The organism is Clostridium akagii DSM 12554, from assembly GCF_000686725.1.
In the GTDB taxonomy this organism is placed as follows: domain Bacteria; phylum Bacillota; class Clostridia; order Clostridiales; family Clostridiaceae; genus Clostridium_I; species Clostridium_I akagii.
This window is the reverse complement of sequence record NZ_JMLK01000011.1, coordinates 1-20,869: the sequence shown is the minus strand read 5'-3', so window position 1 is coordinate 20,869 and position 20,869 is coordinate 1. Positions and strand designations below refer to the sequence as shown.

At 31.4% G+C, this 20,869-nt stretch carries 21 protein-coding genes and 2 pseudogenes; 4 read left to right on the top strand and 19 right to left on the bottom strand.

What is annotated here, in order from left to right:
- Positions 1-24: 24 nt before the first annotated feature.
- The 6 genes from BR66_RS0105835 to acgA all read right to left on the bottom strand — a co-directional run bounded on the left by BR66_RS0105835 (position 25) and on the right by acgA (position 5,500).
- A complete protein-coding gene (locus tag BR66_RS0105835; protein ID WP_026882072.1) occupies positions 25-951 on the bottom strand; it encodes a DUF1848 domain-containing protein in 927 nt (308 codons plus the stop codon).
- A gap of 90 nt (positions 952-1,041) precedes the next feature.
- Positions 1,042-2,010, bottom strand: coding sequence for a zinc-binding alcohol dehydrogenase family protein (locus BR66_RS0105830; protein ID WP_026882071.1), 969 nt, complete (start codon positions 2,008-2,010; stop codon positions 1,042-1,044).
- Positions 2,011-2,241: 231 nt separating this feature from the next.
- Entirely contained in the window at positions 2,242-3,078 is an 837-nt protein-coding gene (locus tag BR66_RS0105825) for an SIR2 family NAD-dependent protein deacylase (RefSeq protein WP_026882070.1), read from the bottom strand.
- A gap of 10 nt (positions 3,079-3,088) precedes the next feature.
- Positions 3,089-4,054 carry a zinc-binding dehydrogenase gene (locus tag BR66_RS0105820; RefSeq protein ID WP_026882069.1) on the bottom strand — a complete coding sequence of 322 codons (966 nt, stop codon included), beginning with the start codon at positions 4,052-4,054 and terminating at the stop codon, positions 3,089-3,091.
- Between the two features lie 35 nt (positions 4,055-4,089).
- Positions 4,090-5,115 (bottom strand): radical SAM/SPASM domain protein, ACGX system, encoded by a 1,026-nt coding sequence (gene acgM, locus BR66_RS0105815; RefSeq protein ID WP_026882068.1) that lies wholly within the window; start codon positions 5,113-5,115, stop codon positions 4,090-4,092.
- Between the two features lie 154 nt (positions 5,116-5,269).
- Positions 5,270-5,500 carry an ACGX-repeat peptide gene (gene acgA / locus BR66_RS23230; protein WP_035795599.1) on the bottom strand — a complete coding sequence of 77 codons (231 nt, stop codon included), beginning with the start codon at positions 5,498-5,500 and terminating at the stop codon, positions 5,270-5,272.
- A 173-nt stretch (positions 5,501-5,673) separates the two neighbouring features.
- Between acgA and BR66_RS0105805 the strand changes: the two genes are divergently transcribed.
- A complete protein-coding gene (locus tag BR66_RS0105805; RefSeq protein WP_026882067.1) occupies positions 5,674-6,018 on the top strand; it encodes a winged helix-turn-helix transcriptional regulator in 345 nt (114 codons plus the stop codon).
- Between the two features lie 228 nt (positions 6,019-6,246).
- Here BR66_RS0105805 and BR66_RS0105800 read toward each other — a convergent pair whose 3' ends face one another.
- Positions 6,247-7,056 (bottom strand): hypothetical protein, encoded by an 810-nt coding sequence (locus BR66_RS0105800; RefSeq protein ID WP_026882066.1) that lies wholly within the window; start codon positions 7,054-7,056, stop codon positions 6,247-6,249.
- 447 nt (positions 7,057-7,503) lie between these two features.
- Here BR66_RS0105800 and BR66_RS0105795 point away from each other — a divergent pair, with 447 nt between their 5' ends.
- Together BR66_RS0105795 and BR66_RS26600 are read left to right on the top strand one after the other, a co-directional pair.
- A complete protein-coding gene (locus BR66_RS0105795; protein ID WP_026882065.1) occupies positions 7,504-8,310 on the top strand; it encodes an amidohydrolase family protein in 807 nt (268 codons plus the stop codon).
- A gap of 102 nt (positions 8,311-8,412) precedes the next feature.
- Complete coding sequence (locus BR66_RS26600; protein ID WP_207641234.1) at positions 8,413-8,532, top strand: TetR family transcriptional regulator C-terminal domain-containing protein; 120 nt, start codon at positions 8,413-8,415, stop codon at positions 8,530-8,532.
- Positions 8,533-8,788: 256 nt separating this feature from the next.
- On the opposite strand, the gene BR66_RS0105785 is transcribed toward BR66_RS26600, so the two are convergent.
- Both BR66_RS0105785 and BR66_RS0105780 read right to left on the bottom strand, forming a co-directional pair.
- Positions 8,789-9,589 carry a nitroreductase family protein gene (locus tag BR66_RS0105785; protein WP_026882064.1) on the bottom strand — a complete coding sequence of 267 codons (801 nt, stop codon included), beginning with the start codon at positions 9,587-9,589 and terminating at the stop codon, positions 8,789-8,791.
- Between the two features lie 128 nt (positions 9,590-9,717).
- Entirely contained in the window at positions 9,718-10,050 is a 333-nt protein-coding gene (locus BR66_RS0105780) for an ArsR/SmtB family transcription factor (RefSeq protein ID WP_026882063.1), read from the bottom strand.
- Positions 10,051-10,660: 610 nt separating this feature from the next.
- On the opposite strand from BR66_RS0105780, the gene BR66_RS0105775 reads away from it, so the two are divergent.
- Positions 10,661-12,091 (top strand): MFS transporter, encoded by a 1,431-nt coding sequence (locus BR66_RS0105775; protein WP_026882062.1) that lies wholly within the window; start codon positions 10,661-10,663, stop codon positions 12,089-12,091.
- Between the two features lie 88 nt (positions 12,092-12,179).
- Here the strand turns inward: BR66_RS0105775 and BR66_RS0105770 are convergent, their stop codons facing one another.
- From BR66_RS0105770 to BR66_RS0105725, 10 genes and pseudogenes are all read right to left on the bottom strand, one after another.
- A complete protein-coding gene (locus BR66_RS0105770) occupies positions 12,180-12,749 on the bottom strand; it encodes an NADPH-dependent FMN reductase (RefSeq protein ID WP_026882061.1) in 570 nt (189 codons plus the stop codon).
- Positions 12,750-12,785: 36 nt separating this feature from the next.
- Positions 12,786-13,646, bottom strand: coding sequence for a thiamine pyrophosphate-dependent enzyme (locus BR66_RS0105765; RefSeq protein WP_026882060.1), 861 nt, complete (start codon positions 13,644-13,646; stop codon positions 12,786-12,788).
- 1 nt (position 13,647) lies between these two features.
- Positions 13,648-15,324, bottom strand: a complete 1,677-nt coding sequence (locus BR66_RS0105760; RefSeq protein WP_026882059.1) for a 2-oxoacid:acceptor oxidoreductase subunit alpha — start codon at positions 15,322-15,324, stop codon at positions 13,648-13,650.
- Positions 15,325-15,517: 193 nt separating this feature from the next.
- Positions 15,518-16,198, bottom strand: a complete 681-nt coding sequence (locus BR66_RS23225; RefSeq protein WP_242841115.1) for a hypothetical protein — start codon at positions 16,196-16,198, stop codon at positions 15,518-15,520.
- Positions 16,170-16,472 (bottom strand): hypothetical protein, encoded by a 303-nt coding sequence (locus BR66_RS26375; RefSeq protein ID WP_242841114.1) that lies wholly within the window; start codon positions 16,470-16,472, stop codon positions 16,170-16,172. The genes BR66_RS23225 and BR66_RS26375 overlap by 29 nt, the downstream gene beginning before the upstream one ends.
- Before the next feature lie 267 nt (positions 16,473-16,739).
- Positions 16,740-16,928: pseudogene (locus BR66_RS0105745) on the bottom strand (ATP-binding cassette domain-containing protein); the annotation flags it as partial.
- A 324-nt stretch (positions 16,929-17,252) separates the two neighbouring features.
- A complete protein-coding gene (locus BR66_RS0105740; protein ID WP_026882057.1) occupies positions 17,253-18,332 on the bottom strand; it encodes an HD-GYP domain-containing protein in 1,080 nt (359 codons plus the stop codon).
- 251 nt (positions 18,333-18,583) lie between these two features.
- A complete protein-coding gene (locus BR66_RS0105735) occupies positions 18,584-19,627 on the bottom strand; it encodes a PocR ligand-binding domain-containing protein (RefSeq protein ID WP_026882056.1) in 1,044 nt (347 codons plus the stop codon).
- A 61-nt stretch (positions 19,628-19,688) separates the two neighbouring features.
- Complete coding sequence (locus BR66_RS23220; RefSeq protein ID WP_035795597.1) at positions 19,689-20,147, bottom strand: chemotaxis protein CheW; 459 nt, start codon at positions 20,145-20,147, stop codon at positions 19,689-19,691.
- A gap of 281 nt (positions 20,148-20,428) precedes the next feature.
- Positions 20,429-20,653: pseudogene (locus BR66_RS0105725) on the bottom strand (sporulation peptidase YabG); the annotation flags it as partial.
- Positions 20,654-20,869 lie beyond the last annotated feature (216 nt).

Sequence of the window (20,869 nt, the reverse complement as noted above, 5' to 3'; positions counted from 1 at the left end):
AACACCTTCATTCAAAAATCAATATTAGAACAATGTCATTTGACCATCAATAAAACTTTCTTGTCTAGCATCTTTTACTATATCACCCTCCATATTTCCACCAATCAAAAATGGTGAGTTTGGATTATACTTCTTCATGTTATCTAATACTGTTTTTTTGTCATAGTTTGCATAGCAATAAACACAACCGTGCCCACATGTATTGTATACTCCAATATCATTTCCAATCAAGCAATTGCAACCACCTCTGGTAGATTTTTTTGTGTGGATTTTTAGGTTGCTACCTATTGCACGTTCAATTATTGGTTTCGTGACACAGCCGCTACAATCAACACCATACTTTGACAGCTCCTGTCCTTCAAAACAGGTTTTAATTTTAATATGGTGTTTTTTTCCTATTTCTACGAATTCTTTTGCGACTTTACAACGTTCTTCCGCTGTCACTTCATTAACTCCTGGAAAATTACGCTTTGTCTTCTCATACAAATCGATGAAACTAATAACACAGTCATGAGTATAACCCGACAGTTCATACGCCATTTTTTCAAAGTTTTCTATATGATTTCTTAATGTATATTTATTTGTAATAAAAATTGGATCATATCGCCATCCTACCTTTTCTGCTCCAATAAGTGTTGAAAGCTTTTTAAAATCTTCCATTACTTTTTCCTTAGGTGGCACATAGGGCTCAATTTCTTTTCCATAAGGTGTAATTGTTACAAACCAGAACTGCCCAAATTCATCAAGTTCATGAATTCTAGGTAACATCGGTCCCGGATTTTTCGTGCAGAAAGACAGACAATCCACTACATCAGGTGTCAGTTTGTATTTCATAACCTGATTCTTATAATAAGGATTTCTCACATAAACATATCCATCTTTAATCCTGTTAAAAAACCACTTGCTAAAATAGGCAGGAATATCCGTCCTGCATCCTGTATTTATTATCATAAAGTTCTTATTGCCTCCGTTTTGTCTTTATCAAAACACTGTTAAATGCTTTTTACTTTAAATCTTCAAATATGAGTTCTAAGCATGGTTTTATAAAGAATTAGTAACAACAATTTTTCCATTAGCCTCATTGCTTTCCATCAAGATGTGTGCCTTTTGGATATCATCCAATGAAAAAACTTGTGCAATAGGCACTTTAATTTTATACTGTTGAATATGGTTGAATATTTCAACCAGTATTTTTTCTTTCACCGGCGTACTTGTAAACGTGGTAAAGTAAACTCCAGTGGGAATATCTACTAATGGTTCAAATCGTTCCATTTGCCATTCGCCAGCTAAAATACCTGTCATACATAAAATTCCGTTTTCTGAAACCAACCCAAGTGAATTTTTTAATGTAACCGTACCCACTAGCTCTAAGACTTTATTTACACCTTTTGGGAAAATCAACAAGAGTTGGTGTGATAAATTTGTGCCTTCCAATAATACAAAATCCGCACCCTGTTGCTTTAAAAATTCCTGCTTGTTTTTGTTTCTTGTAGTGGAAATAACAGTTGCGCCCACGCTCTTAGCAAGTTGCAACGCAGCTAACCCCACAGAACTGGTGCCTCCACGTATTAGTAAAGTATCTCCTTTGGTAAGACGTAGAGAATAGAACAGAGATGCATAAGCAGTATAATACATTTCAGGAATTGCGGCCAATTCTTCCCATTCCATATCATTGTTAATAGGGTAAACCTGATTTGATGGAATAAGGGCATATTCCGCATAACTCCCATCAAATTCACGTCCAAGATCGCCCATCAGAGAAACAACCCGCTGTCCTTTTTCATAAAAACTATCAGATGGATTTTCAATTTCCCCTACACATTCTATTCCAATAATTCGGGGTAATTTAACAGATGGGGAATCCCCTCGTCTAGTAAATATCTCCGATCGATTTATCCCGAAAGCTTTTATCTTTACCAATACCCAACCTGGTTTCACTTGAGGTATTGGCACTTCACTTACAACTAATTCTTGTGCTGTACATGCTTTTTTTAATACAACTGCTTTCATTTTCTAGATTCTCCTTTTTCAAAGAATTCAATATTTTTATACACTTTATATAAAATATTAGAAACAACTGCCAATCACATTTAGGTAAAAGTGATAAACTAATTCTCCAATAATCTCCTCTCTTCCTATCCTCATGCTATGTAATCGTATTGTTACTATCATTTTAACTATATTCTACACATAATTAATTATACTTACTTATAACCTTCTTGTCGTGTCATATATTTATTATCATAAAATACTTATTACTTCCATTATATCTTCATCAAATGCAATAGTTTGATTTTTATTTTCAGTCAATCCATCTGGATAATCCCTATTTAGTCTGATTATCGTTGCATTAGAATTTTTATATGTCATCTGCTCAAAAGGAAAACGTATGATACCAGGTGTATTAAATCCTACACCAAGCTCCAATAATACAACTTTTTTTCCCTCAATTTTTTCTACAAAAGTGTTGTAATTATCACGTGCATTATACCACGCTTCATCTTGAATAAAGTGTTCATCCTTTCGTATGTTTACATCCATTTCACCACCACAAACAGGACATTTTGGTACAAGTTCTAAGGGAATCTTACAGTCTTTTGTCTGCCTAAGCATATCTTCAACAAGGTTTTCATCATCATAAAGCTTTGAGTGGCATCCCACCGCACATTGAATATATCCGTAATCTCCCTGTGTTGCAAATATTTTTTCATCCTGGAATCCAGCTTTGCTAAACTGATGCTCCACATTTGTTGTGAGAACAAAATGTTTTTTTTGCTGTACCAGCTTGTATAACTTCTTATACAGCTCGGTAGCAGGTGTTTCGAACCGATTAAGCGCTATGTGCCTTGACCAATATGCCCATTTTTCTTCCATTGTGCCAAAGTTGTAGAAGCTAGAAGTATACAAATCTTTCATATGATATTTTTTTATAAAATCAGGAAATCTGTCAGTAAATCTTTTGCCTGAATATTTAAGTCCTGCAGCATCTGATAGTCCTGCACCCGCACCAATCAAAATGTATTCTGCAGATCTTACAGCTTCGCTTGCTTCTTTAATACGTTCTTGATAATTTTTCATAGAAACTCCCTTAATCAACTAAAACCACTACCTTACCCATTGCCATATTATTTTCCAACAAAAGATGAGCACTTGCTACATCTTTAAGTGAAAATACCTTTGCGATTGGTGGTTTTAGGTTGTATTTTTTAATATAACAAAAAATATCGTCTATACTTTTCTGTGTTGGATAATTACTAAAAAAAGAGCATAGATAAATTCCATTAATAATGTCCTTAATTGGGTCAAAATTGTCCATTGCTCCTCCCAAAATCCCTGTAATACAAATAACTCCATGATTAGAAAGACATTTCATAGATTCTTTTAAAGTTGATGGACCTATAAATTCTAATACTTTCGTTACACCATCTGGATAAACATAATGGAGCTGCTCTAGTATAGTTCCATCATCAATAAGTGCATAGTCAGCACCATGTTGCTTTAATATCTCAAGATTTTCTGATTTTCTTGTTGTAGCTAGTACAACACTTCCAATACATTTAGCTAGTTGTATTGCCACCAATCCAGCTGCACTTGTCCCCCCACGAATAAGCAGTGTATCAGAAGATTCTATTTGCAGACAGTGAAACAGTGAACCATATACTGTAAAATATGTTTCTGGCACTGCCGCAAGTTCTTCCCAACTCATGTCAGTTTCTACTGTGAATACATTCTTTTGGGGAAGTAAGGCGTATTCAGCATATCCACCATCAAAGCTGCGTCCCATACCACCCATCAAAGCAACCACATGCTGTCCTTTTTTGAATTCACTATCAGATGAATCTGATATTTCTCCGACGCATTCTATTCCAAGTATTCTCGGTAAACTTATATAACCGGCATCACCTTCAACGCTTCTCATTATTAACTCAGAACGATTAATACCAAACGCTTTTATTTTAACTAACACCCATCCTGGTTTCACTTTGGGAATAGGTACATTACTTACCGTCAGTTCTTTAGCTGTGCAGGTTTTTTCAAGAATTACCGCCTTCATAGCATTCACTTCCCCTTCAATATTATTTCACAAACTTATATTTCTTTCCAGCACTGAGGATCAGCTGCATAAGCATTGTGTGTATACCCATATGCTACAGCAGGACATCCGCGACAAAATCTTAACAATTCACATTTTGAACATTTCTCAAACTTATCATATTGTCTATATTTATCCATCTTTTCACCTAAAAAAATATCCTGCATACTTTCTGAAAAAGCATTTCCAATTAAACTTTCCATACGTCTACAAGCATAAACATCACCATTAGGTAGAATTGTCATATGACAATTTGCACAGTTACATCCATCATAAATTTTATTATCATCCAAACCTTCTGGTATAGTAAATAATCCTTTTTCATAGAGAAATAGTGTCCATAAATGATCTTTCAAATTAAATGTTGTACCAGAATCCTTATATTCTTTAAACTTTTCCCAGCAAATCTCAAGTAATTCCTTATATTCATTAGATTCAATATGTGTGCTTTTTTCAAGGCTTGTAGGACAATACCTTGCAAAAGCAAATATATCAACATGATGGTGAGCCACAAGATCAATTATTTGTGGTATCTCTGCAATATTTATTTTGGACACAGTTGTCATAACTACACACTTAATTCCTTCATTGCGGATACATTTAATTTTCTCTATGGTAGTATCAAATGATCCAGGCTTTCGAATAGAATCATGGTTATTTCTCATTCCATCGATGGAAAGCTGATACTTATCACATCCATAATATCTTAATTTTTTGCAAATTTCATCATTAAGATGGAATGGATTCCCTAATAATCCAAAGGAAACATTATGGAATTTTAACATCTCCATAAATGTCCAAAAATCTTTATGCAAAATGGGATCACCACCTGTAATATAGAAATACGGGATTCGATTTAATTTTTTACACATATCCATACAATTTTCCAATACATGCTCCATTTTCTCATAAGACATCTCAATAATAGGAATGTCATTGTCTTCTGAAAAAATATAACAATGCTGACAACGTTGGTCACAGCTATCCGTAATATGCCATTGAAATGCCAAATACTGTTCCATATCATTCACTTACCTTTCTTATTAATTTAAAATTTATTTAAACCACCAGCTTATAACTAGCAGATGGCTATTCTATTCTTTATATTATAATGCCCCCGATTCAGAAATTTCTGACAAAATCGAGGACACCACATCTTCTTTGCTTTACTAGTTGTTATTTGTCACCAGCACCACATGCAGAACTGCATGCAGTTGGTTTTGGATCTGGATTTTCCTCTGGTTTAGGTTTAGGTTTACTATCACCATCACCTGCTCCACAAGCTGAACCACAACCACCGCTTACTGCGAATGTAACGTTACCAGAATTTAAATAACTCTGTGCACTTCTTTTCCCAAAGAATTTGCTCATTCCTGACCATGCATCTAACATATTAAGTTTAATCATAATGTCACCTCCATGTCTTTATTGGATTTTTGAGGTTTTCATAAACACTAATTTTCAGTTGCTTTATCCTTCCTCTACTTATATAATAACTATATGTATTAATTTAGTAAATACGGCACTTTAATGTGTCCTTGTTACCTTTTTGTAATCTATGACATGAAAGGAGATATACTATGGTTGTTAATAAAAACTTGCCACAATGCCCTGTAGCAACTGCTGTTGCCATTATCGGTAATAAGTGGAAATTATTGATATTAAGGAACCTTTTGGCAGGTCCACAGCGATTTACTGATTTATTAAACGGTATAGACAACATTAGTAAAAAAGTACTAACTGAAAATCTTCGTTCTTTAGAGGAGGATGGTATTCTAAACAGAAAAACATATGCTGAAGAAATCCCTTTCAAAGTTGAATATAGTTTGAGTGAGATTGGTGAAACCTTGAAGCCTATCTTTGAAGTTTTAACTGACTGGGGAAACAATTACAAAAAATCCGTTAAAAATATTTCTGAGAAATAGAAAACAACAGCCTTCTTTATGGGCATTTTAAAATCAATACAAGATTTTATAGTAAAGCTTGTTGATAAAGAAGTCTTCAATAATATTACTGCGCACTTTAGTGTTATAGCAAAAGCTACTATAAGTTTCTTTAGTGGAGCACTAGTTTAAATAACTTCTACTGTATAAAACTATAGAATGATTGCAGTATATGGAAAGGGGCTATCCCATTAGCGATTTTTAAAATCGCTATGAACAGTCCTTTTTTTGTTGTCTACACCAATCTAATAATTTGAAAATATTTATAAATATTAAACACAATGCAATAATAATACATATAAATATCAAATAATAAGTTGCTTTACTATCTTCAGAACATGATATTGAAGAATTACCTTGATGATAATAATTATTTACACGGTTATGATCTTTATCCCATAAGTTGAAATCTGTTAATATATTTAATTTATTGTTAGAAGAATAAACTTTCAAGAAAGATATAAAATAATCGCCATATGGAACTTTACTTTCTATTATTATTTGATTATCTATAGTAATCGATGTGCTCATAGTTAAATGTTTAACGTTACTACCATAAATCAAATAGCCTCCATACTCACTTGGGCTCTCAATACCAATAGGCCCAATTTCTGTTCTATCTGAATTATTGATTTCAATTTTTACTATTTTATATTTATTGTTGATTCCTTTTTTTAATTGAATTACACCTAAATTTTTATCATTAATTAAAAGTAATGCATATCTATAATTATCAGAATCAGCATAACCATAAATGCTATATTTAAAATCTGATTTGCTTTTTTCTAATATTTTAATTTTATTCTTCAGATCAACATTACTTATTAAGTCATTATATTTTATACTATATAAATTCTCATATAAACTAATAGATATAATAATAAGAACAATAGGAATTAATTTTATTGTTAAACTTTTTATACCTATGTGAAACTTGAATGATTTGAATTTATCATATTTGTTTCCGCCATCTTTGCTTGTCCTTCTATAACTGTTAGATGTGTTTTGCTTGAAGCTCATTTATAATGACTCCTTTTCATCTTATATTTTTGCACACTGAATCAAATATTTTCAATTTATATATAGTTATATCAATTTTATTGATTTCATTTACAGTTATAAATGTCTGTCTTGCTTTTATTTAAGTTTATACATTATAGGCATATCCTACTTTTATATGTATTTGTCAGCCAGATATTTACACTATATCATATATGTCATAATTAACAATAAATTTAATTTTTTTTTATATATGCAATAATTTACTTGACCGGAACAGTAATAATGACAACTTCAACATTTCCGACTTATCTATACTGGTTTAAGCATAAATGTCTAAAGCCATAATTTTCCAAAAACAATTCCAAAGTATGTCATATTATGATATTATTATTGTATAATAGTTTTATTATGTGTCAGATAACTACATTGCTTTTACTTACATTACATTTTATTGGAGGTATTTATATGATTATTGATGCACATGCCCATGCAGCAGGGACCTATTCCAAAGCAGAATCTATAATGAATATGGTTCAAAAGTATGAAATTGAAAAGATCATACTTTGTACAAGCCCGAAAAATATTCTGGATTTACCAGCTCCACCAAATCTTCCGCTGAAAAAATCTCCAGATAGTAATTATTTAGTTAATAGAATGCTTAAATTTAGCTATAAGCATTTTATGAAAGACAACGGTGATGGGAATAAATATGTCTTCGAATTAAAAAATAAGGTACCTGGAAAAATAATTCAGTTCCTGTGGGTGAATCCTCTTGATAAAGGGCATATGACCAATATTGAAAGAAGCATTCGTGAGTATCAACCAAAAGGGATTAAACTTCATCAAGCATGGGATCCTTTTAAAATAGGCAAAATCGAATTTAACACACTGGCAGATATAGCGAGGTCATATAAACTACCGATTTTTATCCACTTATATTCAAAGAAGGAAACATGGAGATTACTGCAATATATAAAGAGCAATCAGGATGTTGTATTTATAATTGCACATATGGCTGGATTAGATATATTCAAATCAGATAAGAATTTTTTAAGAAATGTATTTTTCGATACTTCAGGTTCTGACCGGGTTCAGGGAAAAGACATTTTAAAGGCGATCAATTCATTTGGCTATGAGCATGTCGTTTTTGGTAGTGACACCCCTTTTGCAAACATTGATGATCAGATAAACAAGATAGATCAATTAAATTTATCTGATAATGTGAAAGAACATATTTTTAAATTGAATATTAGTAATATTTTGTCTTTATAAGCATAGTATCGGCGGTTAATGTACAAACTATTGATTTCAATTAAGTATATTCTTCAAAGATGCACAGGATTTTTACATTCATTATTCCAGGATATTATGTTTATGAGATCCTGTTCCGAGGAAGAAGATAGATATTGTATTGAATTTTTAGCAGGAGGGTTTTATAAGGTATTAATAGAATGGGCTAAAAGTGGTATGAAGTTATTTTTAGTATCACAGTAAAATACCATTACATCTTGATTTCATATATATTATACTTTTGAATTAACTTTTACAAATGAAGGTGACACGTTGTTTAAATATAAACAACGTTAAAGCCAACTGTTTAATCCATTTATGCCTAACCCAGTATAGCTAATCCGACAAAGTCCACTTTAATACATAAAATGGATATAAAATGTGGGTTTATGTAACTATACTCCTTAACGTGATATTTGTCGGTTTTGTTGGCTGCCTTATATAAACTTAAAAATGAGCATTAACTTATAAATGTAGCATCTAATGGATTTCTATCCACTAACCTCTTGTAACTATAATTAGGATATCCAACCATAACCGCAGCTGTTATCTTTTTTCCTTCTGGAATATTGAATAATTTAAGCATTGGTGAATTCTCAATGGATGCACAATACTCAAAAATCCCAGCCCAACAAGATCCAAGTCCTAGTGAAGGAGCATATAATTCTAGATAAGTCAAAGATGAAACAGAGTTATCTCTAGCACTTCTAAGATCTTTATCTGCAATAGTTATGATTAAGTTCGGAGCACCGCGAAAAATTGAATCAACTCCATTTTTCCTGTAACTTGTGACAGCGTCTTCTACTAGATACCTTAATGGGGAAATTTCTATCATCTCAATAGAAACTTCAGTAGCTTTTTCAATTAATTGTTTATTTTCAACTACCACAAAGGATATACCTTGACTGTTTTCTGCAGTTGGCGCTAACCTTGCAATATTAATTAATTTTGTTAATTCTTCTCTTGATACTGACTTGTCTTTATAATTTCTTATGGAACGACGTGATCTTAAAAAATGCTCAGTCTGCTCAGCATCTAATTTGGGAAAATCTTTTGCATCAACTTGTTGCGCTAAAGGTGTTTTGTTATTATCTATAGCAGTTGTAGGGCATATAGCTACGCAATGTCCACAAGCAATACAATTTGATTCAACTACTTCTTCAGGTACATTTTCTCCCATTTTTAAAACATTTACTGGACATTCCTTAATACACATTTCGCATTTAATACACTTTTCTTCATTTACAGTTATAAGGTTCATTTTAATCAATTCCTTTCAAAATAGTTTTTTATAAATTTAATTCAATAATCAGAGTATAAGTGCGCATAAATGCACCTATATACTAAAATAAAAAGTTTTTAATGCTTTTTATTCAATAAATCAACTTTTTATTTTTCCATAAGTTCTTTCAAGTTTTTTGTGGTTGCTTCAAATTTTTCAAGAATAAGATTCTTATTAATTTCATAAAAAGTGCTTCTGCTTTGCTTTGTTTTGTTTAATATCCTATACCGACTCATTAGCTCCAAATGTCTTGAAATAACGGACCTATCCTGTGTAAAGTTTTTTGCAATTTCTGTGATATTTTTATTACCTTGTACTGCAAGAAATTTCAAAATTTCACTTCTCACAGGGTCAAACAGAGTCTTATAGAATTCGAAATCAATGATTTGTCCAATGATTATTCCACATTCTAACTTATTATTTTGATTTTCCTTTTCCATTTCCATCACCACTTAAATTATAAGTGCACACATATGCACTTGTCAAGGATAAATATGCCTTTTAAGAATGTATCCATTTTTTGCGTCACTTTTAGCTTTTAACCCGAGATGCTACAGATGATTCTTCTCCAACCAAAGAAGAATATCGTGCGGAATTCATTTTTTTATTTAAGTATCTTAAGCGATGTTTTATAGTACTACTTTCCTTAGAGTGGTTATTACTCGAACGTATTCAAATTATGCCCCATTTATCATCAGATTAGCGAAAGTGTTTGTTGAAAATATTGATCAAGAATAAAAGGATTATAGAAAATTTTTATATTTTGACAAAAAAAATATAAGCTTTCAAAAATATATTGTATTATATGTTAAATTATATGTTAAATTATATATATATAATAAAAAGATGAAAGTTTAAAGTGGTGATGAAATGGAAAAAAGAAAGAATCTAAAAAAAATATTTAGCAGTTAAGATTTTTAAAAGATCGAGGTTTTCAATATAGTTTATTAAAAAAAGATTTTCAATATAAAAATATAAGAAAACTTATAAGTTTTGGATATGAATGGAAATACATGAAGAAAGAAGAATATATTGAAAGGATGACGAATTTTGAATGAGATAGAAAGTGAAGTATATAAAAATAGGTGGATTATTTTAGTTAATGTATTACTGGCAACCTTTATGGGAACCTTAGATGGAAGTATTGTAAATGTAGCATTACCCGTTATGTCACAAAAAATGAATGTTACTATGGGTGAAATAGAATGGGTAGTTACTAGTTTTCTTATAGTTGTTGCTGCTACAATTTTAATATTTGGAAGACTCGGCGATATTATAGGGAAAACCAAAGTTTTCAGATTTGGAATTGTGGTATTCACAATTGGATCATTATTATGTGGACTCACTAATTCTCTGCCAATTTTAGTTGCTGCAAGAGCAATACAAGCCATAGGTGCAGCAGGAACTATGTCTACAAACCAAGGAATTATTACTCAAGTATTTCCAGCTAGAGAAAGAGGAAGAGCACTTGGTGTCATAGGTACTTTTGTTGCATTAGGCGCCATGGCAGGTCCACCAATTGGTGGGTTAATAGTTTCGGCTGTAAGTTGGAGATATATTTTTTTGATAAATGTACCAATAGGTATTATAGTATTTTTAATGACGACTAAAATATTTCCTAAATCAGATAAAGCCAAAAATGAGAAATTTGATGGAAGAGGAGCAATATTATTTGCAATAACAATGGTAGCATTATTTGGTGCTATGGGACAAGGCCAAAATACAAGTTATAACAATCCAGTAATTAAAGCAGCTTTTATTATTTCAATTATATCATTTATACTGTTTATTATTGTTGAAAAAAAATTAGAAGTTCCACTACTACAATTGAATATATTCAAAAATAGCTTATTTTCAATAAGTATAACATGTGGGTTTATAGCATCTATATCAATAAGTGCATCAAATATTATATTACCTTTTTACTTTCAAGATACACAAAAACTTTCACCGGAAGTAACAGGACTACTTATGATGGTTTCACCAATTGTTTTATCGGTAGTATCTCCATTTAGTGGATATCTATCAGATAAGATTGGTTCGGAGATTCTTACGCTAATAGGACTAATAGTTACTAGCGTAGGGTTGTTATTAATAGCTACGTTAAATGAAAATTCGCCCATTATATTTCTTATGGTGTTTATAGTGATAATGACTTTGGGAAACGGAATGTTTCAGTCACCTAATAATTCATTGATTATGTCCACTGTATCCAAGGATAAGCTTGGTATAGCAGGGAGCGTAAATGCATTAGTAAGAAATGTAGCAATGGTTACAGGTACATCCTTAGCCACTCTTTTATTATATAATAGAATGAGTCATAAAATAGGATACAGGGTTATTGATTATATAAAAGGTAGAGATGACGTATTTATGTATGGAATGAGATATGTATATCTGTTTGTAGCAAGTCTATGTATAATAGGTGCTGTGATAACGGGAATAAGATATTATAATAGTAGAAAAAAAGGACTTAGATAGATTAACTTGTGTTAATCTATCTAAGCCCTGCCTGAATTACCAGTCACATGCTTAGAATCTAAACATTTTTTTAATTAATTGAATATTATCATGACTTCTTACGTGCATTTGTGTCAACCCAGTTTACAAATGCATCTATGAATATCTGTAAGAACTCCTGAGTTCTCTCATTAGTTAGGTCACCATTCTCATCTAAAAGTGTGGCAACATTTCCTATATAAGCCTCTGGTTGCTGCATAGTTGGAATGTTTAAGAATACCAATGATTGTCTTAAATGATGGTTTGCTCCGAAAGCACTTAATGCACCTGGTGATACACTTACCACTGCACCTGGTATACCATCCCATACATTTTTTCCATATGGCCGTGATCCTATATCTATGGCATTCTTAAGTACAGCTGGCACTGATCGATTGTATTCCGGCGTTACAAAAATAATGCCGTCATATTTTTCAATCTGCTTGCGGAAAGTTGTCCATGATGTTGGTGTATTGCCTTCATCATCAAAATCTTGGTTGAAAATTGAAAGTTCACTTATATCCACTTCCTCCACGTCAAAAGTTTTAGGAGATAGTTTCATTAATATTTTAGCAATCTTCCTACTAAATGATTCTTTGCGAAGACTCCCTACGATAATTCCGATTTTCTTTATTTCCATATATAATCATTCCTTTTTTAATTTTATTTTTACTCATTATTGAAAGTCGTCCATAAATCCACCTATTTTATTTAAATCAACTTCACTGCTCACGAGCGATTCACCATTTTTTAAAAAATCTAGCTTATCTTGAAAATCCGGTTTTTCTTCTCGGTATAATATGCCTAAAGGAATCTTATCTCCCCATTCCATAGCTTTCTCTATTGCCTTTAACTTATTTGTTGGATCATAACCTTCTTCTAAGTTATAAACTCTTTTTTTATACCACATATAGGTATTTATTTTATTAAAACTTATACAAGGTTGAAGTATATCAACTAGAGCATAACCTTTATGGTTTATTGCTTGTTTCATTATTTCTTTAAGGCCCTCTTTATCACTGCTGAAAGCTCTTGCTACAAAACCAGCGCCAAGGGTAATAGCAAGTAAAACTGGATTCATAGGAATATTGTTAGAACCAAAAGGCTGCACTTCTGTAACATGACCAAAATCAGTAGTTGGAGATGCTTGACCCTTTGTTAAACCATAAATTTGATTGTCGTGTACAAAATGAGTTATATCAACATTTCTTCTGATATTGTGTAAAAAATGATTTCCTCCTTCTCCATAAGAATCGCCATCTCCTGTATCAACAATTACGGTCAAATCCTTATTAACAATTTTTGCAGCAACTGCTGGTGGCAATGATCTTCCATGAAGACCACAAAACCCATTAGTATTTATATACTGTGCAGTTTTAGCAGCTTGTCCTATCCCACCAACAATAAGTACTTGATGAGGTTGTTTATCAAGTTCTGTAAGGCTTTGTTTTAAAACATCAAGTATATTTAAGTCTCCACATCCTGGGCACCATGCTGTTTCTGATGTTAAAATTTCACAATCTTTGCAATCACTCATTTTACAAAACCTCCTTTAGTTTATTAATTATGTCTTCAGCACTTAATGGTCTTCCGTCATACCTTAAAATATTGTTTTTAATTTCTATTCCAGTATTTTCTCTTATAAGCTGAGCAAGTTGACCAGTAGCATTTTGTTCAATATTAATAAGCTTTTTAGCTTTTGATGCCTTATCAATAAGAAGTTTGGTTGGTAATGGCCAAATATCTCCAAACACTAAAGCACCATACTTAGTTTTCCCTGAAGCATTAAGAAGCTTAACTGCCTCTTTAATTGGACTATATAATGAACCCCAGCCAACTAACAAGGTATCAATCTTTTCTTCACCTAAGTATTCTGGTTCAAGTATTTCTTCTTTTAAATAATTCATTTTTCTAAGTCTCTTATCATTCATTGCTATTCTAACATCTGCTGCCTCAGTAATATGTCCCCATTCATCATGTTCATCACTATCTACTAAAACAGTTTTTCCAGGGGTTCTACCAGGAATTATTCTAGGAGAAACACCTGTTTTTGTTAATAAATATCGTTTGTATTCTGTTTCTTTTGCAATTTTCTCATCACTTAAATGTCGCTCAATCTTAACTTTAGTGAAATCAAAAGGCTTAACAGTTCTAATACTATCAGCAAGAAATTGGTCTCCAAGTAAAATCACTGGAATTTGATATTTATCCGCAAGATTAAATGCCCTCATAGTCTGATAAAATGCATCCTCTGGTTCCTTTAATGCAATAACCATTTTAGGAATCTCTCCTGGTGTTGATGAAATAACAAATTTCAGGTCGGCCTGTTCTGTTCTAGTTGGCAGTCCAGTGACGGGACCTGGTCTTTGTATTTCTGCTATTACAAGAGGTACCTCTTGCATAGCGGCTAATCCCACAGCTTCAACCATAAGTGCGAATCCACCACCAGAAGTACCAGTCATTGCACGTGCTCCTGCATAAGATGCACCAATAGCCATATTAATAGCGGCTATTTCGTCTTCAGCTTGTTCTACAACAATTTCAGCCTCTTTCATTTTTGATGCCAGGTAATTCATAATACTTGTAGAAGGTGTCATTGGGTAAGCAGAATAAAATTTACAACCCGCAGCCAGTGTACCTAGTGCTATAGCATCATTACCATTTATTAAAATACTCTTATCTTTACCTTTTGCCTGCACCTCATATTTTGAAGAAACTTGCTTATATCCAATTTTAAAAGCATCTAAATTTTTATCAGCAACCTCTTTCTTGAATTTCTCATTTAACAGTTCTTCCACAAAACTCAAATCTTGATTAAACAATTTTAAAACAGCTCCAAGGGCAATACTACCAAACACTTTAGGATTACCAATGGTTTTAGCTAAAGCTTTCAAAGGAAGTTTATACACTCTGTCATCTTTGTAATCTATTTCTTCGTCTGAAATAACAAAACCCGTACTTTTTAAATCATCTATATGTAATTTAATTGTCTCTGTATTTAAAGCTATAATTCCATCAATTTCATTACAATGGGAGCTTATGTCTTCATTTCCAAACCTTATTTGAAAGAAATTATGTCCACCTCTGACCCTAGACATGTAATCTTGGATTGTAAAAGTCTCAAAACCTTTTCTCTTTAAAAGCTTTTCTAATATCGAAGCAAGTGTTTCCATGCCTTGTCCAGCTGCTCCACCAACAAGAAGATTATAAATCATGATGTTAACTTCCTTTCGTCCTTTAATTTTTTTAAAATTTAGAATATTTTTATTCTTGCAATAAATTATATCACTTTAATTATTATTAAACAACAGTTATTAAATAATAATATATGAAAAATAGTGATACACTGACTTTTTTATCAAAAGCTCTAGAATTACATTTTTTCATTTAAGCATTATGATTATTTTTTTAAATGTTTAAGGCTCTATAATTTACATTGATTGTTACCAATATCAATAGTTGTGCTAAAAATATAATTTTCTCTATATTACTCACAATAGTTAAATATCTATTATATACATTGCTTACTCCATTTTCATTTGCATTGTTTAACTGAATATTTGAAATTATTGTTTTCTTATAAAAGTCCAAATCAAAAATGTTATCTGAAGGTAAATACTTAGGAGGAATAACCAAATTAAATTTAATCAAATTAAATATAACTGCAATTCCTAGAAGGCATATGAATATCTTACACGCAAAAGATAAAAATTTTTTTCTATTATTTTTTAGCACACCATTTAAATAGTCGCCCTTCATTTTTTCCTTTGAAAATATGACAACATCTCCAATGAATTTTGTTATGATTTTTATTAGAAAGACAATTATAAAAATCCCTATTATAAAAAACAATATTCTTATATTTTCATATATTATTTTTTTTGTAGCTGTATAATCTACAGATTTATATAAAGATAATTTATCTCCTAAAACTTTACTAAGCTTAGTGTCTATATCCTTATCATCATAATCTTTTGTTTCTCTTGTGGTCATTATGTCTAGAAAAGAACTATCATTTTTATCCTGACTTGTATATGAAGTGTAGGGAATATAAACTCTTTCATATCCATCTTCTGCAGCACTGTACAATTTTAATTTCTTTTTGTGGTGAAATTCCATATTTATTTGTTACACTTGCCATATTTTCCTTATAACATGTAAGTTTAAGCTCTCCATACTGTTTTTTTACCTTGTTAAGTTCATCAAAGGTAATGCCAGTAATATTACTATTATTTTTATATTCTATTACATCTAAAACACTATTACTTAACATAAAATTAAGATAACCAGTTGCTACTATTAAAACAATTAAAATACTTAAACTTATTATTAATCTGTTCCTTGTTAATTTGATTATATTCACGCCGCTCACCCCGTTGCAGATGAGAAAATGGGCTTTACTTCATCATTATCCTCAATGGGTTTAGAAGTATTAGTTACAATTCCATAGATGCCTTTAGACAAATCTGACGCTGCCTTGATTGAACAATTTAAGGAATCAGAAACACCTACCTGTACTTGAATTTTTTGTACATAGTCTTCTTCGCCAAGTGCTCCGTTTCTAGAACTAACCTCGTATATATAATCAGTCCCATTTTCATCGTAAAGACAACTTTTTGGGATAACATTATATGATTTCTCCCGAAGTTGGTCTAAGAATACCAGTAATCATTTTTAGTGTGGTTGATTTTCCAGCACCATTAGGCCCCAGTGGACCGTAAACAGAATTCTCCTCAACAGAAATTGAAACATTATTTACTGCTGATTGGTTCTTGAATTTTCTACAAAGACTTTTTGTTTTCAAAATATAATTTGACATTTTATTCATCCTCCCTTTATGTTCTATTAAATAGTATAGGTACCATTTATAAGGATTTTAAGATTTATATATACAAAGTTAAAGTTAATATCTTTCAATTCACCAAAAAATCTTCTATAAACAGTAAATATGTTTATAGAAGATTTTTTAATGTATAAGTTCTAATGAAGTTTCTACATTTATTTAATTGCATGTTTTGTCGATGCTTAACGGTATCCCCTATTGTACTACTCGAAAAAGGAAGAAAAATATCAGCTGAAATATTATCCAATGCTTGATCCAATATGTTGAATTAGGCAGTTAAAAATTCTAAAATACATCCATTTATCGGAATAACAATGCATCCGTCATACCTACGATAGTAACATTATAGTTTGATTCCTTAAGATTTATTAAGTATGGTGTTACTAATTTATCCTCATACTGTATGATTTTTACTAAAGGTCTTAAAGAATAACCGGAATAATTCTCAACCACTATTCCTATTAAACTATTGCTTAAGATTACACAAGTGCCTATTGGGTAACATGATATTCTATCAGAAAAGGTTCTCACTAAATGCTGGTCAAACATAGTACCACCACCACCCATAATGTACTCTACAGCTTCAGATGGTAAAATGCCTTTTCTATACGGTCTATCAGATACAAGTGCATCATATACATCAGCAATTGATATTATACGCCCAAACAATGATATTTTTTCCCATTTTATATTTAATGGATAGCCTGTACCATCATACCTTTCATGATGCTCATATATACCCATAGAAACTTTAGTATGTATATTCAAATACTTTTTTACATATCTATATCCATTTTCAGAATGTAGTTTTATTGTTTCGAACTCTTCATAAGTTAATTTGGAAGGTTTATCTAATATCTCATTGGGTGTATATATTTTACCTATATCATGTAATAACGAGGCTATACCTAACAAATATAAATCCTTTTTTCTTAATTTAAGAGCTGAACCTAATACCATTGATATTACACAAACATTTACAGAATGATAAAATGTGTACTCACTAGCTACTTTTAAATCTATCATATTAACTATAATATCTTTGTTACATGATATTTCATCAACAATATTTTTCGTTAACACTTCAATAACTTTAAGAGATGATTTTATTTCGTCTTCTTTTATATTGGGTCTCATTAAATTTTTTATTGACTTCATTGTTCTCATCCTTAACGCATCACTAATAATTTCCGTTACAGTAATATCTTCAGATAGTTCATCTCTAATGTAGATTCCACTGTAACCTAAGCGAATAAGTATTTTTACATATAATAAATTAATGGATGTTCCTTTTGTTAAAAGAATTTCGCCATTATCACCATATAATGTTTTACCTAGAATCATACCTTCTCTTATATATTTAATTAATACATATCTCATTTAACTCCCTCTCAACATGGTTACTATATTATTGGTTCTGCCATCATTTCCGACAAGCCTCACGCTAAGGATATAAATAGCAATAGCTCAAAACTTTTGACTACGTTAAGCCAATACCATTTTCCTTAGAGTGGTTTTTGTCAGTTTTTTGGGTTGTATCCCGCTAACAAACAAGCATATTTCTAAAATCATTTTTAGAAATATGCTTGTTTATTGTTGTATGAATTGCTATATTTATTATTTCATCTTTCTTATTTAGAGTTTGCCATGTCATTCAGTGAATCTGCTAGAGTAGAAACTTCTTGAATGTTAGCAGAAACTTCTTGGATAGCGGATGTCTGTTGCTCAGTAGTCTCTAATGTAGAATTAGCAGTGTCTAAGGTTTTATCTACAGATTCCTGTATCTTTTTAGTAAGATCAGAAATTGTTAAAGCGGTTTCTTTTGAACTTTGAGATAAAGCTCTAATTTCAGTGGCCACAACTCCAAAACCTTTACCAGCATCGCCAGCACGAGCCGCTTCTATAGCAGCATTCAAACCAAGCATCTTTGTTTCATCAGCTATACTTTTTATGGAATCTAGTATTGTATTTATTTCTTTAGATATATCTTTTACTCTATTTATTTCATCGTTTAAAACATGCTGATTGCTACTTACATTTATAGATGAGGCAGCAAGTTCTTCCATGGTAGCAGAAATTTGGCTAAAATTATCAGCAAGATTATTTGTAACAGTGCTTATAAGCAATCCTTCATAGCCTATTTTTACCAGTGCATTTGCTACTATAAATAAAACTTCCGCTCCAGCCTGTACATTCTTTTCAGCTGATTTATTTACGTTGTTTGAAGCTTTTACATATTCATCTTCATTCACACCTAGTTCCGTTGCAATTTTTCTAAAGTTTGCTTCAACTGGATCTGATAAGAGGACTTGGCCACCTAGTATTGATCCTATGGATTTACCATTTAGAAGTATTGGTGCTGCAAAGTCAATAAGTCCTGCATGACAGGTATAGACATATGGTTTTCCTAGTCGTGTTGCTTCTTCACCACCTTTTTTATGGGATTCGGCACATCTAGATTCACCAGTGGTTGTAGATTGTGTAAGATTTGAACAAAAATTTGTGTAGGAACTTGGTTTTGTTACAGATTTACCATCTCTATTTACAGTAACGCTAGCTAAATTCGTACTGTTCGCAAAATTATCTTGAAATTTCTGAAGTATTGTAATATCCATAACATCTTTTATTTCCAATGAGTCTATATCAATTTCACCATTACTATTTTTTTTTATCATAATATAATTTCCCCCATGTATATATTTTCACTCACTAATAATTCATTGCATTTTATTGAAATTATGATACCAATTCCTTTCCTAAATTATATTTAAAAATTTCAGATTTAAGGTTTATAACGTTCAATAATATAATTATTCTTTGATCAATTATACTGATACCTCGTATACTATTTTTGCTGATGCCTACAATTTCAGAATTTAGATTTTGAATTGATTCTTCATCAATGCTAATAACCTCAGACACATCATCAACAATAATGCCCACCTTCATGTCATCTAGTTCAAGTATCAATAATCGGTTATCAGTATTTCTCTCAGATTGACCTAGTCCAAATCTTTTCTTAAGGTCAAAAATAGGAATTACTTTACCTCTTAGATTAATGACACCTTCAATGAATGATGGCACATTAGGTATTTTTGTGAATTTGGGTATTCGAATTATTTCTTTAGCACAAGAAATATCAACCGCATACTCTTCCAATCCCAAGTTAAATACAACTAACTGACAATAACTCAAATTAACACAACTCCTTTCGTATTTTTACAAATTTTAATATATAATATATATTATTAAATAAAATATCCATTTTAACCAATTGCTCCATATATTGTATATAGATTTCCTTTAAATTTCTTTTATTTTCTATTAATACCACCAATTACATTGATATTTTTTTGTGAATAATTTGGATATATCCTATTCATTTATTAGAACATCGGAGTTCGGATAGCAATATGTGTGATTAAACCCATATTTATAAACAGAGTCTCATGGTTTTATTTGCCATGAAACTCTGTTTATCTAACGAATATAGATTTTGGATATCCTTCTCTGCACTTACCTCGTGTTTGAACCCTTCCAACCCCTTTTACACCCGTTATTGTATTTTTTACAACGTCCTGTATGTTAACAACTTCTCCAATGTTCGTATATGCCACCTTTTGGCATACAAAAACCGGATCAAGGCAATGTATTAGTACTCGTTCAGGTGAACTTGCAAAATTCGCTCCAGCAGACTGAACCAAAGTACGCCAATTAGGAGAATATTTACAAGCAAGGTTTTTTACCTATATAAAGAACTGTATAAAGGATTACCAGAGACAACTATTGCTGAAAAATCATCAAATTAAGATATACCCATAACTTAAGACAAGAAGATCTTGCAGATTTATTAAGTATGCATTGTAGCACAATAGAAGGCTTAGAAGTTTATAACATCATGCCCAAACCAATAAGCA

Coding starts and splice junctions, on each gene's coding strand:
- BR66_RS0105835 (WP_026882072.1), bottom strand. CDS start 951: ATGATAATAAATACAGGATGCAGGACGGATATTCCTGCCTATTTTAGC.
- BR66_RS0105830 (WP_026882071.1), bottom strand. CDS start 2,010: ATGAAAGCAGTTGTATTAAAAAAAGCATGTACAGCACAAGAATTAGTT.
- BR66_RS0105825 (WP_026882070.1), bottom strand. CDS start 3,078: ATGAAAAATTATCAAGAACGTATTAAAGAAGCAAGCGAAGCTGTAAGA.
- BR66_RS0105820 (WP_026882069.1), bottom strand. CDS start 4,054: ATGAAGGCGGTAATTCTTGAAAAAACCTGCACAGCTAAAGAACTGACG.
- acgM (WP_026882068.1), bottom strand. CDS start 5,115: ATGGAACAGTATTTGGCATTTCAATGGCATATTACGGATAGCTGTGAC.
- acgA (WP_035795599.1), bottom strand. CDS start 5,500: ATGATTAAACTTAATATGTTAGATGCATGGTCAGGAATGAGCAAATTC.
- BR66_RS0105805 (WP_026882067.1), top strand. CDS start 5,674: ATGGTTGTTAATAAAAACTTGCCACAATGCCCTGTAGCAACTGCTGTT.
- BR66_RS0105800 (WP_026882066.1), bottom strand. CDS start 7,056: ATGAGCTTCAAGCAAAACACATCTAACAGTTATAGAAGGACAAGCAAA.
- BR66_RS0105795 (WP_026882065.1), top strand. CDS start 7,504: ATGATTATTGATGCACATGCCCATGCAGCAGGGACCTATTCCAAAGCA.
- BR66_RS26600 (WP_207641234.1), top strand. CDS start 8,413: ATGAGATCCTGTTCCGAGGAAGAAGATAGATATTGTATTGAATTTTTA.
- BR66_RS0105785 (WP_026882064.1), bottom strand. CDS start 9,589: ATGAACCTTATAACTGTAAATGAAGAAAAGTGTATTAAATGCGAAATG.
- BR66_RS0105780 (WP_026882063.1), bottom strand. CDS start 10,050: ATGGAAAAGGAAAATCAAAATAATAAGTTAGAATGTGGAATAATCATT.
- BR66_RS0105770 (WP_026882061.1), bottom strand. CDS start 12,749: ATGGAAATAAAGAAAATCGGAATTATCGTAGGGAGTCTTCGCAAAGAA.
- BR66_RS0105765 (WP_026882060.1), bottom strand. CDS start 13,646: ATGAGTGATTGCAAAGATTGTGAAATTTTAACATCAGAAACAGCATGG.
- BR66_RS0105760 (WP_026882059.1), bottom strand. CDS start 15,324: ATGATTTATAATCTTCTTGTTGGTGGAGCAGCTGGACAAGGCATGGAA.
- BR66_RS0105740 (WP_026882057.1), bottom strand. CDS start 18,332: ATGAGATATGTATTAATTAAATATATAAGAGAAGGTATGATTCTAGGT.
- BR66_RS0105735 (WP_026882056.1), bottom strand. CDS start 19,627: ATGATAAAAAAAAATAGTAATGGTGAAATTGATATAGACTCATTGGAA.